Origin of the sequence: Salinirubellus litoreus (assembly GCF_037335815.1) — an archaeon.
GTDB classification, from domain to species: domain Archaea; phylum Halobacteriota; class Halobacteria; order Halobacteriales; family Haloarculaceae; genus Salinirubellus; species Salinirubellus litoreus.
Genome location: NZ_CP147841.1, coordinates 2637183 through 2653461, shown reverse-complemented (window position 1 = coordinate 2653461; position 16279 = coordinate 2637183). Strand labels below are relative to the sequence as shown.

Annotated in this window: 18 protein-coding genes; 12 read left to right on the top strand and 6 right to left on the bottom strand. The window is 69.7% G+C overall.

Annotation, left to right across the window (positions count from 1 at the left end; genetic code table 11):
• Positions 1-1135: 1135 nt before the first annotated feature.
• The gene (locus WDJ58_RS13250) at positions 1136-2665 is read right to left on the bottom strand and encodes an amidase (protein WP_338913748.1); all 1530 of its coding nucleotides are present in this window, start codon (positions 2663-2665) and stop codon (positions 1136-1138) included.
• A 178-nt stretch (positions 2666-2843) separates the two neighbouring features.
• Between WDJ58_RS13250 and hisC the strand changes: the two genes are divergently transcribed.
• The 7 genes from hisC (at position 2844) to tpiA (ending at position 8434) form a co-directional block, all read left to right on the top strand.
• Complete coding sequence (gene hisC / locus WDJ58_RS13245; RefSeq protein ID WP_338913747.1) at positions 2844-3923, top strand: histidinol-phosphate transaminase; 1080 nt, start codon at positions 2844-2846, stop codon at positions 3921-3923.
• Positions 3920-4453 (top strand): adenylate kinase family protein, encoded by a 534-nt coding sequence (locus tag WDJ58_RS13240; protein WP_338913746.1) that lies wholly within the window; start codon positions 3920-3922, stop codon positions 4451-4453. Before hisC ends, WDJ58_RS13240 begins: the two co-directional genes overlap by 4 nt.
• Complete coding sequence (locus WDJ58_RS13235) at positions 4450-5073, top strand: CDP-alcohol phosphatidyltransferase family protein (protein WP_338913745.1); 624 nt, start codon at positions 4450-4452, stop codon at positions 5071-5073. Before WDJ58_RS13240 ends, WDJ58_RS13235 begins: the two co-directional genes overlap by 4 nt.
• Before the next feature lie 207 nt (positions 5074-5280).
• Entirely contained in the window at positions 5281-6522 is a 1242-nt protein-coding gene (locus tag WDJ58_RS13230; RefSeq protein WP_338913744.1) for an MFS transporter, read from the top strand.
• A 262-nt stretch (positions 6523-6784) separates the two neighbouring features.
• Positions 6785-7327 carry a multiprotein bridging factor aMBF1 gene (locus tag WDJ58_RS13225; protein ID WP_338913743.1) on the top strand — a complete coding sequence of 181 codons (543 nt, stop codon included), beginning with the start codon at positions 6785-6787 and terminating at the stop codon, positions 7325-7327.
• 177 nt (positions 7328-7504) lie between these two features.
• Positions 7505-7726 carry a DUF7511 domain-containing protein gene (locus WDJ58_RS13220; protein WP_338913742.1) on the top strand — a complete coding sequence of 74 codons (222 nt, stop codon included), beginning with the start codon at positions 7505-7507 and terminating at the stop codon, positions 7724-7726.
• 63 nt (positions 7727-7789) lie between these two features.
• A complete protein-coding gene (gene tpiA, locus WDJ58_RS13215) occupies positions 7790-8434 on the top strand; it encodes a triose-phosphate isomerase (protein ID WP_338913741.1) in 645 nt (214 codons plus the stop codon).
• Positions 8435-8460: 26 nt separating this feature from the next.
• On the opposite strand, the gene yqeC is transcribed toward tpiA, so the two are convergent.
• Positions 8461-9225, bottom strand: coding sequence for a selenium cofactor biosynthesis protein YqeC (yqeC, locus tag WDJ58_RS13210; RefSeq protein ID WP_338913740.1), 765 nt, complete (start codon positions 9223-9225; stop codon positions 8461-8463).
• Positions 9226-9310: 85 nt separating this feature from the next.
• Here yqeC and WDJ58_RS13205 point away from each other — a divergent pair, with 85 nt between their 5' ends.
• Positions 9311-9769 (top strand): CopD family protein, encoded by a 459-nt coding sequence (locus WDJ58_RS13205; RefSeq protein ID WP_338913739.1) that lies wholly within the window; start codon positions 9311-9313, stop codon positions 9767-9769.
• Between the two features lie 91 nt (positions 9770-9860).
• Here WDJ58_RS13205 and WDJ58_RS13200 read toward each other — a convergent pair whose 3' ends face one another.
• Complete coding sequence (locus WDJ58_RS13200) at positions 9861-10334, bottom strand: type IV pilin N-terminal domain-containing protein (protein WP_338913738.1); 474 nt, start codon at positions 10332-10334, stop codon at positions 9861-9863.
• Positions 10335-10573: 239 nt separating this feature from the next.
• On the opposite strand from WDJ58_RS13200, the gene WDJ58_RS13195 reads away from it, so the two are divergent.
• Positions 10574-10717: a hypothetical protein gene (locus tag WDJ58_RS13195; RefSeq protein ID WP_338913737.1), complete on the top strand. Its 144-nt coding sequence runs from the start codon at positions 10574-10576 to the stop codon at positions 10715-10717.
• Positions 10718-10793: 76 nt separating this feature from the next.
• On the opposite strand, the gene WDJ58_RS13190 is transcribed toward WDJ58_RS13195, so the two are convergent.
• On the bottom strand, positions 10794-11564 hold the full coding sequence (locus tag WDJ58_RS13190) for a fumarylacetoacetate hydrolase family protein (protein WP_338913736.1): 771 nt from the start codon (positions 11562-11564) through the stop codon (positions 10794-10796).
• 211 nt (positions 11565-11775) lie between these two features.
• Here WDJ58_RS13190 and WDJ58_RS13185 point away from each other — a divergent pair, with 211 nt between their 5' ends.
• Positions 11776-12330, top strand: coding sequence for a DoxX family protein (locus WDJ58_RS13185; RefSeq protein ID WP_338913735.1), 555 nt, complete (start codon positions 11776-11778; stop codon positions 12328-12330).
• A 539-nt stretch (positions 12331-12869) separates the two neighbouring features.
• The gene (locus tag WDJ58_RS13180; protein ID WP_338913734.1) at positions 12870-13784 is read left to right on the top strand and encodes a hypothetical protein; all 915 of its coding nucleotides are present in this window, start codon (positions 12870-12872) and stop codon (positions 13782-13784) included.
• 270 nt (positions 13785-14054) lie between these two features.
• On the opposite strand, the gene WDJ58_RS13175 is transcribed toward WDJ58_RS13180, so the two are convergent.
• Both WDJ58_RS13175 and WDJ58_RS13170 read right to left on the bottom strand, forming a co-directional pair.
• The gene (locus WDJ58_RS13175; RefSeq protein WP_338913733.1) at positions 14055-14558 is read right to left on the bottom strand and encodes a GNAT family N-acetyltransferase; all 504 of its coding nucleotides are present in this window, start codon (positions 14556-14558) and stop codon (positions 14055-14057) included.
• Between the two features lie 29 nt (positions 14559-14587).
• Positions 14588-14872, bottom strand: coding sequence for a DUF357 domain-containing protein (locus WDJ58_RS13170; RefSeq protein WP_338913732.1), 285 nt, complete (start codon positions 14870-14872; stop codon positions 14588-14590).
• A 99-nt stretch (positions 14873-14971) separates the two neighbouring features.
• Here WDJ58_RS13170 and WDJ58_RS13165 point away from each other — a divergent pair, with 99 nt between their 5' ends.
• Entirely contained in the window at positions 14972-16144 is a 1173-nt protein-coding gene (locus WDJ58_RS13165) for a M24 family metallopeptidase (protein WP_338913731.1), read from the top strand.
• Positions 16145-16279 lie beyond the last annotated feature (135 nt).

Sequence of the window (16279 nt, the reverse complement as noted above, 5' to 3'; positions counted from 1 at the left end):
CGTCGCCGGCGACGAGGGCGAGGCAGACGCGGGACCCGAGGAGTGGGACGGGTCGTTCGAGGAAGGCGACGGCGGCGACGAGATCATCGTTCCGGGCGAGACGACGGACGGCTCCGAAACGGAGGAGGCACCGTCGGAGCGTGACGAGGGCGGCGACGCCGGCTCGGGTGACGACGAACCGGACACCGACGGACCCGGTACCGGCGGGGATATCATCGTCCCGGGCGAGACCGACGGAGCGCGGTCCGGAGCGGCGAACGCAGGGGACGAAGCGGTTCCCGACGGCGAGGAGTCGGCTCCGAACGCGGATCCCGACGAGGAGGAAGCGACGGACGAGGACGACGACATCATCGTCCACGGGGAGACGGACACCGACCCGACCTCCGGGGACGAGTCGGAGGACGAAGCGACCGACGAGGACGATGACGACGGGACGACCGCCGGGACCCAGAAGGGGCAGAAGGGGCAGAAGGGGAGGAACGCTCCCGACACGATCGGCACGGAAGGAGGCGGCGGCGGCGAGTCCGAACCGGGGATCGAAGGGAGAGCCCCCGACGAACCCGGCCGGTCCGGGGACCCGGCGGCCTCGTTCGCCGAGCGCGACGATCCGGAGTTCGAACGACCGGTCGTCGGCGAGATACGGGAGACGATCGACTCACTGGATCCCGTGGCGCGAGGGATGCTGGCGTACTACCGCGCCGAGGGGCCGGCCTCGCCGGTCGACGCGCAGGTCGCCGCGGGCGGCGACGGCGACCGGATGCGGGCGTACGGCCGCAACAGGGAGCTCCGCGAGGCCGGCCTCGTCGCCCACGCCGGCCGGGGGAGGTACGCCTACGCGCTCCGGTCGCGTATCGACGACGCACACGACGGACGACTCGATTCGGCGGCGCTCGCGACGGCGGTCGAGCGCGTCGAGGCGGCGTTCCTCGACCGTTCGGACGCGCCGTGGCCGGGCGTCTGAGGGCCCTCAGACGACCCGCTGTACCGCGAACTGCTCGACGAGCAGGAGGAGGTTGTACGCGGCCGTCGCGAGCGCGCCGACGGTGAAGAAGACCACGAACGGGGGGCCTCTACTCGCGAGCAGGAGGAACAGGTGGAGGAGGTGCGGAGCGCGATCGAACGTGGCCCGTCGGTGTCAGGTCGCCTCCCGGTCGCGGCTCCGCTCGAACGCCTCGGCCGTCCGGAGCACCGTCGCGTCGTCGAACCGCTCGCCGACCAGCATCAGCCCGACGGGGAGGTCGTCACTCGTCCCGCAGGGGACCGACATCGCGGGGTGGCCGGTGACGTCGAACGGCGAGGTGTTCGGCAGCATGCTCAGCGCGCGGTCGATGACCTCCTCGGCCGTCAGGTCGTCGCGGCGACGGTGGGCTGTCTGTGGCGTCGTCGGCATCGCCAGCACGTCCACGTCCGCGAGCGCCTCGTCGTAGCGCTCGGCGAGTTCGCGGGCCAGGTTCTGGCCCTTGGCGTAGTAGTGACCCCGGTACGAGTTGGAGAGGTACTGCCCGAGCACGAGTGTCAGCTTCAGCGTGATGGGGTAGTCGTCGGCGTGAGAGCGCCTGGCCTTCCCGAAGTAGTCGGCGAATCCGGTGTCGTAGAACCCCTTCCCGAAGTGCCCGAGCCCCTCCGCGTCGACGGTCGCCGCGGTCGCCTCGTTGGCGACCGCGGTCCAGATCGCCAGCCCGTCCGCGTGCATCGGAACCGACACCTCGGTCACCTCCGCGCCAGCGTCCTCGAACGCCGAGAGCGCCCCGTGGACCGCGTCGTCGACGCCGGCCTCGCTCGCCTCGTGGCCGAACCCCTCGGCGAGGACGCCCACGCGCACGTCGTCCGGATCGCCGCCGAGGGACGCCGCATAGTTCTCGGTCGGGACCCCCCCTTGCCGGGGGTCGAGCGGGTCCTTCCCGGCGATGACGTCGAGGACGCGCGCACAGTCCTCGACGCTCGTGCAGATGGGGCCGGCGTGGTCGAACGAGCGGCCGAGCCCCGCGATACCCGTGTAGGGCACGAGCGAGTGGGTCGGCTTGTGCCCGACCGCGCCGCTCCAGGCGGCCGGGATGCGTATCGACCCGCCCTGATCGCCGCCGATGGCGACGTCGACGTCACCGTTGACGACCGCCGCGGCCGACCCCGACGAGGAGCCGCCGGCGATGTGATCCTCGCTGTGGGGGTTCAGCACCGGTCCGGTCGCCGAGAGCTCGCCGCTCCCCGAGAACGCCATGTCCTCCATGTTGAGCTTCCCGGTGATGGTCGCGCCGGCGTCCAGCAGCCGGGTGACGATCGTGGCGTCCGTACTCGGGACGTACCCCTCGAACAACTTGGACCCCAGGGTCATCTCGACGCCCGCGAGCGAGACGTTGTCCTTCAGGCCGACCTCGACGCCGGCGAGCGGGCCGTCGTCGGCCCCCTCGACCCGGCATCTCGTGACGAATGCGTTCAGCGGGTTCTCCTCCGCGCCCGGCCGGTAGCCGGTGTCGCGGTCGGTGTACTCGATCGGCCGCCGGGGGTCGGGGAGTTCGTCCAGTCGCTCATAGGCCAGCAGCGTGTCCTCGATGGCCGACTCGAAGGCCGACACCTCCGCCTCCGAGAGCTCCATGTGGTGTTCGCGTGCGATCTCGCGTATCTCCTCGGACGACGGGCGCTGTATCCTGGGTGGGATCTCGGGCATGGTTCGTGCTGACGTTTCGCCCGCGAGTGAAATATGTATGCCACGTGGAGGACGAGAAGAACCGCGAGACGGATCGGGGTCACCGGAGGGGGCGGACCGGCGAGGGTTGGGAACGTACTGGGGGGGCCACCGGCCCGGTGTGAGCACGCTTAAGACCGGTCCACCATTCGGTCGTGGTATGCGACCACGGGACCTCTCGGATCACGCGGTCTACGAGGCCGGGCGGGGGATCGAGGAGGTGGCCCGGGAGCTCGGCTTCGAGCCGGGCGAGCTGGTCAAGCTGTCGTCGAACGAGAACCCGCTCGGCCCCTCGCCCCGGGCCGTCGAGGCGATCCGCGAGGCGGCCCCCTCGGTCAACACGTATCCGAAGGCCGACCACGCGGACCTGATCGCCCGGCTGGCCGACCGCCACGGGGTCGAGCCCGAGCAGGTGTGGCTCGCCAGCGGGGGTGACGGCGCGCTCGACTACCTCCACCGCGCGCTGCTCGAACCGGGTGATGGAGTGCTGGTTCCGGACCCCGGATTCGCCTACTACCCGATGTCCGCCCGCTTTCACCACGGCACCGTCTCGCCCTACGCGCTCTCCCGCGAGGACGACTTCGCACAGACGGCCGAGGGGATACTGGAGGACTACGACGGCGAGCGCGTCGTCCACGTGACGAGCCCGCACAACCCGACCGGGAGCGAGATGAGCGGGGAAGAGGTCGAAGCGCTCGCCGAGGCGACGGACGGGGAGACGCTCGTGCTGGTCGACGAGGCGTACGTCGAGTTCAGCGACGACCCCGGGAAGGTCGACCTAGTGCGCGAGCGTGACGACGTGGCCGTCCTCCGGACGTTCTCGAAGGTGTACGGGCTCGCCGGGCTCCGGCTGGGGTACATTCTCGTGCCCGAGGCGTGGGGGGACGCCTACGCGCGCGTGAACACGCCGTTCGCGGTGAACAAGCCCGCGCTTCGCGCTGGAATCGCCGCGCTCGACGACGACGAGCACCTCGAACGGACGGTCGAGACCGCCCGGTGGTCGCGGTCGTACATGCACGAACACCTCGACGCCCCGACCTGGCCCTCGGGCGGGAACTTCGTCCTCGCCGACGTCGACGACGGCGGTGCAGTATTCGAGGCGTGCAAGGAGCGGGGCGTCATCGTCCGCGACACGTCGAGTTTCGGCCTCCCCGACTGCGTCCGCATCACCGCCGGGACCCGCGAGGGGACCAGGCGTGCCGTCGAGGTCATGAACGAGGTCACCGGGGAACGACGATGAGGGTCGCGCTGACCGGCACCCCCGGGACGGGGAAGACGACCATCGCTGACCGTCTGGAGACGGATCTCGACACGGTGCATCTCAACGACGCCATCCGCGAGGAGGACCTGACGGAGTCGGTCGACGAGGAGCGCGACTCGCTGGTCGCCGACCTCGGTGCAGTGGAGGCGTGGCTCGACGACTACGAGGCCGAACACGGCGACCTGCTCGTCGAGTCACACCTCGCACACCTGTTCGACGCCGACCGGGTGGTGGTGCTGCGGTGCGATCCATCGGAGCTCGAACGGCGACTGGCCGACCGGGGGGAGTCCGAGGCGAAGGCTCGCGAGAACGCGGAGAGCGAGGCGCTCGACGTGGTGCTCTCGGAGGCGGTCGAGCGCCACGGCGAGGAGCGGGTGTACGAGGTGGTGACGACCGACCGCGACCCCGACGCGGTGGCCCGGGACGTCGAGGCGGTCATCGCGGGCGAGCGCGAACCGAGCGCGGGGACGGTCGACTACACGGACTGGCTGATGGGTGGTCGTGAGTGACCCTCGACCGCTTCCGGTCGGTCGCGGATCGGGCGTTCGAGCCGGTCGTCGACGCGGCCGAGGGGGTCGGACTGACGGCAAACGGGGTGAGCGTCATCGCGTTCGTCCTGTCCGTCCTCGCGGGCGTGCTCTACCTGTTCGCCGGCGAGGAGTTCGGGGCGGGCAGGCCGACGCTCTACCTCGTGGGTGCGGCGCTCGTCGGGATGAACGGGGTGTTCGACGCCATCGACGGGACGCTCGCCAGGCGACAGGGGACCGCCTCGGCCGCCGGCGACCTGCTCGATCACGTCCTCGACCGGTACGCGGACATCGTCATCATCGCGGGGCTCGCGGGCGGCGTCGGCCGGTACGCGCTCGGCCTCGCGGCCGTGACGGGCGTGCTGATGACCTCCTACCTCGGGACACAGGCCCAGGCGGTCGGCCTCGACCGCGTGTACGGCGGGCTCGTCGGCCGGGCCGACCGGCTGGTCATCGTCGTGTTCGTCACCCTCCTCGCCGCCGTCTTCCGGGACCCGCTCGGCGGGCTCACCCTCGTCGGGTGGCTGCTCGTCTTCTTCGCGCTCGTGGGACACCTGACGGCGCTCCAGCGGTTCTACCACGCGTACGGGGACCTCGACTGATACGGATTGTTGTAGTCTTTTACCGGCGATCACTCGAACGGGGTCCGTGATCGCCGGTAAATCGTTACAACAATCCGTATGAGAGCGACCCGCGGGGGGTCCGTCCTCGGCCCGTCCATGTCCCTGATCGACGGATCCGGTCCACCTGTCCGGATCCGCCCGCCGGGATCCCCTGGGATTAAGGGGGTATCGTCGTGGAGCGGAGGTGTGGTCTCGCTCCGAGCGCTGTTCGGAAAGGACGCCGACATCCTCCACGACGACGACTTCCAGGCCCTGCTCCTGGCGGGGCTGACGGCACCACTCGGGGCGGCCCTGCTCTCGCCCCTGCTCGGCACGCTCACGGACCCGCTCGGCGTGTCGAGCGCACGTATCGGGCTCCTGATGTCGGCGTTCACCGCACCGTCGATCTTCCTGATCCCGATCGCGGGAGTGATCTCGGACCGGGTGGGGCGCAAGCCGGTGCTGGTCGCCGGGCTCGTCCTGTTCGGGATCGGCGGGTGCGGGCTGGCCGGGACCACCGACTTCGAGGTCGCGATCCTGCTTCGACTCCTCCAGGGGGTCGGTGGTGCCGGCATCCTCCCGGTCATCATCACGAGCATCGGCGACATCTACACGGGCACGGCCGAGACGACCGCACAGGGGTTCCGATTCACGAGTTCGGGCGTCACCCAGACCGTGTTCCCCGCCATCGCGGGGTTCCTCGTCGCGTTCGGCTGGCAGTACCCGCTCCTCCTCTACGGGATCGCGTTCCTCATGGCCGGCGTCGTCGTGGTGGTACTCGAGGAGCCCAGTGGACGACGGGGACCGACCGACCGGACCGACCACGCGCCGGACAGCGACGGGGAGGCCTTCCTCGAAGCCGTCCGTCGACGACAGGTGCTCGGCCTGCTCGTCGTGTACGGCATCCCGCCGGCCCTGTACATCGGGTTCCTGACGTACATCTCGATCGTCGTCGCTCGGCTCCTCGGCGGGACACCGGCCCAGGCCGGGCTGCTGGTCGCCGTCATGAACGTCGTGAAGGCCGTCGCGGCCAGCCAGGCGGGCCGCATCGCCGCGTGGTTCGACCGACAGGTCGTCCTGCTCGCGGCGGCGAACGTCCTGCTCGGCGGAGGGCTCGCGACCGTCGCCCTCGCGCCCTCGGTGCTCGTCGTCGGCGCGGGCGTCGTCCTGCTCGGCGGCGGCTCGGGCGTGCTCATGTCGCTGTACCGGAGCCTGCTGACGCGGCTGTCCCCCGGACGGGTCAGGGGGAGCATGGTGAGCGTCGGCGAGTCGATCATCACGCTCGGGATGACGGTCTTCCCGATCGTCGCCGGGGCGACGATCGCGTTCGCACAGTCCGCGATCGGGTTCGGGGTCGCCGTCCGGTGGACGCTGTTCGGCCTCGCGGTCGGCGGTGTCGCGTTCAGCGTCACCGTACTCCTGATGGCCCATCCGTTCGAGAGCCCGTGAGAACGCCGTCTCCTGGACACTCACCGACGGGTGACCGACGGTGTTCCAGGGGCACCCCGCATCGCTTCGCGGGCGTTCCGGTAGGTCGGAGCTACGGGGCGGGATTCGCTCGCTCTGCCCGTCACGTCGAACCCGATCGTCGGGAATCAGTGACGTGGTGGTACGAGGACGTCCGCCGATTCCCGCGTTCGGACGGTGTCGTCGCCGGGTCGGTCGGGACCGCTGGCGTGCCCTTTATGCGTGGCCCTGCCAAAGGGCGGCCATGGTCCAGTGCGAGATGTGCGGCACGGAGACCGGCGCGCCCAAGACCGTCAAGATCGAGGGCGCGGAGCTCCAGGTGTGCTCCGACTGCGCCGAGTTCGGGACGGAGGTCCGCGACACGTCGAGCTCCTCGGGCTCGACCAAGTACTCGACGTCCTCGTCGTCCTCCTCGGAGTCGGAGTCGTCGGGCTCCGGGTCGTCGAGTACGGGCTCGTCGGGGTCCGGAAGCTCGCGCCGACGCCGGGACATGTTCGACCAGATGGACGAGCTCACCCAGGACTACGACCAACGCATCCGGAGCGCCCGCGAGTCGCGGGGGCTGAGTCAGGAGGAGCTCGCCGGCCAGCTCAACGAGAAGGCGAGCCTCATCCGGAAGCTCGAACGTGGGGACGTACTCCCGAGCGACGGCGTCCAGCGCAAGCTCGAGCGCGAACTCGACATCACCCTCTCGGAGTCGGGTGGCGAGGAGGGTGACGCCGAGTGGAGCGGCGGCTCGGCCACCGGTGGGACGACGCTCGGCGACGTCGTCAAGCGGAAGGACTGAACCCGGACCTCGTCGCTGTGTCGCTCGTGCCGGAGGCGCACCCCATCGACGGGGTAAATCCGGATCCGCTGACGACAGCACACCCCGGCGGACGGATCTCCACCGGTTTCTATCACTACGTACGGCAGGGTGTGACAATTAGCAGAGTTTATCAAGGAAGGCGGGCGAAATCCGTGTATGTCCACCTGCAGCGACGATACGCAGGACACCGACGGCGAAGGCGACGGCGTCGCGCCGTCCGATGGGCCCGCGGAGCGGCTCGTCTCGAGGCTGGTCACCAACGCCGACGGCCCGGACCGACGGACGGTGTTCCCGCAGGGGCTCTCCAGCGTCGCACGGATGTCGACGTGGCTCACGGCGAACGAGGACGTCTTCGTCGACGTCGAGGAGAACCGGTAACCGGTAGCGACTCCCGGAACGCCCGACATACAGACTTTTCTCTCCCCGACCCGGTTCCCGGATATGTTCGTCCTCGTCAACCTGAAGGCGTACCCGTGTGACCCGGTCGTGGTCGCGGAGGCGGCGGCCGCCGTCGCCGACGACTCCGGCGTGCGGGTCGCCGTCGCCCCGCAGGCGGCCGACCTCTCGGCCGTGGCCGAAACCGGCGTCGAGACCTGGGCACAGCACGTCTCACCCGTAGAGCACGGTAGCCACACCGGGAGCACGCTCGCCGAGCGAGTAGCCGAAGCCGGCGCGGAGGGGACGCTCCTCAACCACTCCGAACGCCGGCTGAAGCTCGCCGACATCGACGGTGGCCTCCGGGCGGCCGAGCGCGCCGGGCTGGAGACGATGGTCTGTGCGAACGACCCCCGACAGGTCGCCGCGGCGACCGCGCTCGAACCCGACGGCGTCGCGGTCGAGCCTCCCGAACTCATCGGCACCGGAACCCCCGTGAGCGTCGCCGACCCTGACGTCGTGCGGGACGCCGTCGAGGCCGCGGAGCGGATCGATCCCGACGTGCCGGTCTACTGCGGCGCGGGGATCTCGACCGGCGAGGACGTCACCGCCGCCCGGGACCTCGGTGCGGCCGGCGTCCTGCTGGCCTCCGGGGTGGCGAAGGCCGAGGACCCCCGCGACGCCCTCGAAGATCTCGTAGAGGATCTATAGGACTCCGTTCGGCCGTTCCTGCCGGCTCACTCGATCACGTCGACGACCCGTTCGTGGTCCATCCGCGCCAGGACGACCCGGGGGACGTCGGCACGTTTGAGGACCGCCTCGGCGACCTCCCGCCCGACCTCCGTCAGCGCCGCGTCGTCGCACATGTTGACGACCGGGATCGCGGTCGCGTCGTCGGGGACGCGCTTGAGGCCGCCACGGTCGCTGGCGAGCACACGGGCGACGTGGATCGGCCGGATCTCCTCGCCCGGGGCCAGGTCGGCGAGCTCGCCGACGCGCTCCGGTCGGTGGACGCGCTCCTCGGAGAGCGGTTCGCCGACGACCCGCGCGCTCGCCACGGGGAGGACGGTGTCGACTCGATCCGGGATCTGCGGTTCGTGCCCGCCGGGGGCCTTGAACAGCCGGTTGCGTGCCCCGTCGGCCTTGAGGAGTATCGCGTCGAGTTCGCCGCCGACGGCGTCCGCGAGCACCGAGATCACGTCGGTGTCGTAGCCCTCGTACCGCACCTCGTCCGCACGGCGGGGGACGAGCCCGAGCGGCCAGGGCGACTCCCCGGCGGCCTCGCGGGAGAGCGCCGACTCGACCGCGCCGACCGGATCGTCGGTCACGACGAGTTCGGCCACCCGCTCTTCGAACATCGGTATCCTGGTGGCGGCCGTCACGACGGCCCGGTCGTGTCTCGCGGCGAGCGCGTGGACCGTCGTCTTCTTTCCACCGGCGCCGACCGCCGCGACGACGCCACGGCCCGCCAGCACCTCGACGAGATCCACCTCGGCGTCCATACGGGCCGGTTTGTCCGGGCACCCATGAGCGCTCCGGCGATCGGGACCGCCGGGATTGATGTTTCCTCCACTCTCGGCCCCGGTCATGGCGAGCCCAGTCGATACGGTCATGTACACGACGCATCTGCTGTTCGCCGCGCTCTGGACCGGCGGAGTCGTCCTGTTCGTCGTCGGGGTCCTCCCCGCCGGGGTCGCGGGGGACATCCGTCCCGGGCCGCTCGCGGCCGTCACGGGTCGGCTCACCACGATCTCGCGTGCGAGCGCGCTCCTCCTGTTCCTGAGCGGCGGACACATGGCCGGGACGCGCTACACCGTCGAGTCGCTGACGGGGAGCACCCGGGGGTACCTGGTCCTCGCCATGATCGCGCTGTGGTTCACGCTCGCGGCGCTCGTCGAGATCGGCGGGTCGAAGATGCGGGACGGCCTCGGTGCGGAGAAGGTCCGAACGCCCGCACGGGAGGCACGACCGTTCTACCGGGCGGGAGCGGTCGTCTCGCTCGCACTGCTCGTCGTAGCGGGGCTACTGATCGCGGGCGTCGCGTAGCCGACCCGGCTCGTACGGGCGCTCGTAGTCCTCTACCGGTGGTCGCCGACCTCACCGAGCGATCACCGGCAAATCGTTACGACCGTCCGTATCAGGCGTCCGGACCCTCCCAGGTCGCCAGCGTGGCGGAGTCGGCCTGGTCGTCCGTGTCCTCGTCCTCCCAGACGAGTCGGACGGTCGCTTCGGAGAGGTCGAGCCCAGAAGCGACACTGTCATCGACAGCTACCTCGGTCCCGGCTGCCACTTCACCTGTCATGCTGAACGGAGCATTTGTGAGTCGGTGTTTCCCGTTCGCGCCTGTCGTCGTCGAACCACTGATAACCACGCTCAGCCGTGTGGCCTCCATCGGGTCACCGCTCGCGTGAGTGAGCGTCAGCGTATCCGGCGGACCGTCCGTGTACGCCGTCTCCCACGTCGACTGTGGTGCGGTGTCCTGCGTCGTCCCCAGTCCGAGCGCGAACGTCCCGATGACGGCCGCGAGTATGACCGTTATCGCGACCATCAGGATCACTCCGATAACCGGCGAGACAGCTCTGTCGTCCGTGAGCAGTCGTGTAATCTCCATTGTCGTCCCCACGCCCCCACGTGGATATCGGGACGTATCATTCGGGCCGGCTTAAATGGCTCGCGGGTATCGTGAAACGAAATCTCCGATAGCGACCCCGATGCCGTAGCGGAGGCGATTCGAGCCGAGCGTCCGTTTCGTTTCCGTCGGGTGATCACCAGATGCGACACGGAGACGAGACGCGGTGAGGTGTCGTGTGCAAGCGGAACCACCAACCGTCGGGACGACGTAGCCTTCGTATGACCTATCGCACGACGATCGGGTGGTCACTCATCAGTTCGGGTATCGTCACGCTCCTCCTCGCGTTCCTGCCGGGCGACTCGCTCTGGTGGGGCGTCGGACTGCTCGTCCTCGGTATCGCGGTGTTCTTCGTCCGCAGGTAGGACGACCGACCACCGTCTGGGAACAACCCTCGACCGCGCAGGGAGCGGCCGTCGTTCGACCGGGACCCGACCGTGACTACTCGATTTCCACGGTGTTCCGGAGCGTGCCGACCCCCTCGACGGTCACCTCGACGGTGTCGCCGTCAGAGAGCGGTCCGACCCCCTCGGGGGTCCCCGTGGCGATCACGTCACCGGGCTGGAGGGTCATGTACGCCGTGATCTCCTCGATGAGCTCCTCGAGGCCGAAGACGAGCTGTTCGCGTGTCCCCTCCTGGACGGTCCGGCCGTTGAGTCGACAGGAGACCCGCGCGTCCCGGGGGACCTCCTCGGGGGTGGCGATGACCGGGCCGAGCGGACAGGAGGCGTCGAACGCCTTCCCGCGGACCCAGTTCGTCTCGACGTCCTGGTCGTCCCGGTTCGAGACGTCGTTGATGCAGGTGAACCCGGCGACGACCTCCCCGGCCCGTCCCGCGGGGACGTTCCGCGCCCGCTCGCCGATGACGATCCCTATCTCGGCCTCGTAGTCGATGCGCTCCTTGCCGGGCAACAGCGGCAGCGACTCGTTGTGGGCCACGACCGCCGACGGCGGCTTGAGGAACAGCAGCGGGCGGTCGGGGACCTCGTTGTCCAGTTCGGCGGCGTGGTCGGCGTAGTTCCGCCCGACGCAGACGACCTTCGAGGGCTCACAGGGCGGGAGGATCTCCACCTCGCTCGCGGTGTAGGTCTCCTCGTCCAGCGAGATGCGGGCACCGTGGGTCGGGTGGACGGTGATCTCCTCGCCGTCGGGATCGGTCCACTCCCCGCGGCGGACGTCGCCGGCCGGGTCGACGAAGCGTACGTGGTGCATGTGCTCGAATCGCGCTCTCCGCCCGGATAAGCGTTTACCGACCCCCGGATCGTCTCGGCGTCCCGGGACGGGATCGGCTCCCGTACGATCTCGTATCGGTTCCGTGTCACGGGTGAATCCGACACAGGCACCTCCTTCTCGGCGGTCGGGAACCAGATATCGTATATATGCGCTCTACCGTCGGATGTAGGGGTGTAGAGGTACGACGATCATGACCACTCAGACCAACACCTTCGAGACTCGCATCTTCGGTCACACCTTCACCGGCCGGGCACACAGCCTGAGCGCCTGGTTCGTCCTCGCGCTGCGGCTCATGATGGGCTACGCGTTCCTCCACGCGGGGTACGGGAAGCTCACCGAGGCCGGCTGGAGCGCGGGCGGCTACCTGGCGAACGTCGCGGCGACCAACGGCAACCCCCTCCAGGGGGTCTTCGCGTGGATGGCCGCGACCCCGTGGTTCGTCGAGTTCGTGAACGTGGCCGTCCCGTTCGGCCAGCTCCTCATCGGCCTCGGGGTCCTGTTCGGCGCGCTGACCCGCCTCGCGGCGTTCTTCGGCGCGTTCATCATGACCCTGTTCTACTTCGGGAACTGGGACATCGCCCACGGGTTCGTCAACGGCGACCTGACCTACATGGTCGTCTTCCTCGCCGTCGCGGCGCTGGGCGCGGGCCGGATCGTCGGCCTCGACGCCTACATCGAGCGCCTCGAAGTCGGCGGGGAGGCCCTCGTCGAGCGGTACCCGGTCCTCGGGTACGTCCTCGGCTGAGTCCGCGTCCCGTCCTGCCCTCGTCCGAATTCCGTCCTCGCCCGATCCCCCCTGCTGTCGACTCTACCTCCCGACGTCTAGCGAGCCCCCGATCGGAGGCCCGGTGTAGATGACGCTCGACACCCGTTCGGCGCTCCGACTACTCGTCCGCCGCGTCGGTACGGACGGGCGTGTCCGTCCCACTTTACGACGGGGCGTCCGACGGCGAGCCCGTTCTCTCGGTCGAACCGGACGGACTACGTCCGCGAGCGGGGCCGAACGTCGACGGGCTACGAGTCCGTGGGCGCCCGCTTCACCGAGACACTGACCGAGTACTCCGCCGGGAACCGCATCGGTCACGCGCACCGGGCCTCGCGCGACGGACGTCGCGTCTACTGACTCAGGGACCCCGGCGGACACGTCGGCACCGGCGGATCCGGTATCGGCGCGCCGGCAGCCGCGAGTCGGCGTAGTCGCGGAGCGGTCGGTTCGACGGCGATAGTGTTGTGGTGTACGATGACGTAACGGAGAGTGCTGAGACCACCGTAGCCGTAGGGAACATGAACACATACACGTACGCTGTAGGCGAATTCGTCACCGTCGAGTCGGACGTCGAGGTGTTCCTCTTCGACGTCCCGCCAGGGGACCGGGTCCTCGACCCTGATGTCGTGATCCGTCGCGGAACCGGGGAGGAGATCGTGGCCGAGCGGACCGACGGGTGTATACGGGTGACGGTCCCGACCTCGCTCCCCACGGGGAAGACCAGTTCGTCCGAGCCGGTCGAGTTCACGAAGCTACTGCTGACGGCTATCGATCGGGCGCTCCTGCACCGAGGCGCGACGCTCGCGTTCGGAGCCGTGCTCCAGACACCCGACGGTGTCGGGGTCGGCCTCTTCGGTGACAGCGGATGCGGGAAGTCCACGGCCGCCTTCCGGCTGGCCCAGCAGCGGGGGTACCGACTCCTCGCGGACGACCTCCTCGTCTGTCACGGTGACGAGATCCGTCCGTTCCCCCGGTACGTGAACCTCCCGCGCGACGTCCCGTCCGTGGAGACGTGGCTCCGGTCGACCGCCCCCCGAACGGACCGCATCAGACGGTGGGACGACGAGCTCGACGTGCCGCGAACCCTCGTCTCCGATGTCGTTCCGGGACGGATCGAACTCGACTACGTCGTTCTCGTCGACCCCGCCGAATCGTCGAGAAAGGAGACGACATCCCCCACGCCGGTGCCGATCACGACGGAGCACGCCGTCGAGGACGTCGCGGCGTGGAACGGGACGAACCTGGACGGCTGGACCGCACATCCGGCGATCCCCGGACCGAGTGGGAGGATCGGTCCGGACCGGGGCGGAGCGATCCGAGAGGCAATAGCCAGCGCCGACTGCTACCGTATCGCGGCCCGGAGAGGCTCCCTTTCACGATCGGTCGCGGCCCTGGTTCAGCGGGGACGGCGGTTCGGGACGCCGCCCGCGTGAACTCCCCTCCTCACGAGCGCAGCGCCCGATGCGCCACCCCCGAAACGCCCGGTCGCCACTCCCTCGAAGACGCCTCGGGAGGCGGGCACGGTGACTCGCCGGATCGGAGCGTTCCGTGGTCGCGGCCCGCGTAGCCATGTCCACGGTCGCCGGCCGTATCCCCGAGTTCGATCCGACCGCGAGGCTGTCGGCGGTGAGCGATCCGGATCGTCGGCGTAGAGGATCCCGACCAGCTTCGGCCACCGAGAATCACGGAGGGCACGGGTGTCGCTATCGGAGCGACTTCACCATCGACCGGTGAGGGATGCCCGCGTCCTCGAACTCCTCGCCCACGACCTCGTAGCCGAGCCGCTCGTAGAACCCGACGACGGGGACCTGCGCGGCGAGCCGCACCCGCTCGTAGCCGGCCTCGCGGGCGCGTGACTCCACGGTCGTCATGAGCCGCTCCCCCCAGCCCTCGCCGCGGTGGGGCTCGCGGACGGCGACCCGCTCGACCTTCGCGACCCCGTCACCGTAGTCCCTGAGCCGTGCGGTCCCCACGGGCTCGCCGTTTCGGCGCGCGAGGAAGTGGGTGGCTTCCTCGTCCCGGCCGTCGAGTTCGAGTCCCTCCGGGACGCCCTGCTCTTCGATGAACACCTCGCGGCGGATGTCGAGGGCGGCCGAGAGCTCCGCCTCCGAGGAGATGCGGAAGACGTCCACGGTTCGATCGGGCTCGTGACCGCCGGCCCCGGAGCCGTGCTCGCGCATGGGGTATCGGAGAGGGCCGATCGCCATACCTCCGGCGGTCCGCGCTCGTCCGGCCGTCACTGCGTGAACAGGTGACCTTCATCGGGGACGTCGAACAGGCCGACCCGCGCGCCGGCGTCGAGCCAGGCGTGACCGTAGGAGAACGCCGCGAGCGCGTTCACCGGGTCGCCCTCCTCGCGGAAGTGCCGGCCGTCCTCGAGGTACGACCGGGCCATCTCCTCGAACTCCCCGGCGGCGTCGTGGAGTGGCGTCCCCGACGGCACGGCGACGGTCGCAGCGTCGAGCGCCTCGGCGAGCAGTCGCTCGTACCGGTCGGTCTTTTCGGCGAGGTCGGCGGCCATACCCCCGAGTGGGGGCCGCCGGACAAAACCCCTTCCGGCGGTCGCCTCCTCGTTCCCGTACCCGGTAGGCATATACCGACCGCAGACCCACCCCGTCGCATGGAACCTGACCTCTCGAAGCTCGATGCGCTCCTCGACGAGCACGGGGTCGACGGCTACCTCGTCGTCGCCGACTCGGACGAGGCCGACCAGCGGTACCTCTCGGGGTTCGACGCGCCGGACGACTTCCTCACGCTGTACGACGGGGAGGTCCACCTGCTCGTCTCTGGGCTGGAATACGGCCGGGCGAGGAAGGAGGCCCGCGCGGCGACCGTCGAGCGGACCGCCGACTTCGACGCGAGGGCGAAGCTCCGCGAACACGGCGAGACCGAGGGGACCCACCGCCTCTACGCGGAGTTCCTCGAATCATACGACGTCAAGTCGGTGGCAACACCGACGGCGTTCCCGCTCGGGGCGGCCGACGGGCTTCGCGAACAGGGGATCGACGTCGAACCGGACTACGAGGACACCATCGGGCGCATCCGCGCGACCAAGACCGACGAGGAGGTCGAGTGGATGCGCGAGTCACAGCGGGCCAACGAGAAGGCGATGGCGACCGCCGAGCGCCTGCTCCGTGACGCCGAACCGGACGTCGACGGCGTGCTCCACCACGACGGGGAGGTGCTGACGAGCGAGCACGTCAGACAGGAGATCGAGGTCTCGCTCATCCGTAACGAGTGTGCGCTCGCGGAGACCATCGTCGCCGGCGGTGCCCAGGCCGCCGACCCCCACGAACGCGGCTCCGGGCCGCTCTACGAGGACGAACCCGTGATAATCGACATCTTCCCCCACTCGAAGGAGACGGGCTACTTCGCGGACATGACGCGGACGTTCTGCGTGGGCGAGCCGAGCGAGACGGTGAGGGAGTGGTACGACCTGACCGAGGAGGCGATGGACGCGGCGTTCGAGGTCCTCGAAGCGGGCGTCTCGGGATCCGACGTCCACGACGCGGTCTGTGACGTCTACGAGGACGCGGGCTGGCCGACGCTCCGTGCCGACGAGTCGACCGAGACGGGGTTCATCCACTCGACCGGGCACGGTGTCGGGCTCGACATCCACGAGTACCCCCGGCTCAGCACCGCGGACAACGAGCTCGAGGCGGGGCAGGTCGTCACGATCGAGCCGGGGCTCTACGACCCCGAACACGGGGGCGTGCGCATCGAGGACATCGTCGTCGTCCGCGAGGGCGGCTACGAGAACCTGACGAGCTACGGCCGCGAACTGGTAGTCTGATACGGTCGGTTGTAACGATGTACCGGTGATCGCCCGGCGGGGTCGGTGATCCCCGGTAAAGGACTACAACCGACCGTATGAGGGTCGGAGCGGGACGACGGATCGACCGGACCGCCGGGGGCCGGCGCACCGGTC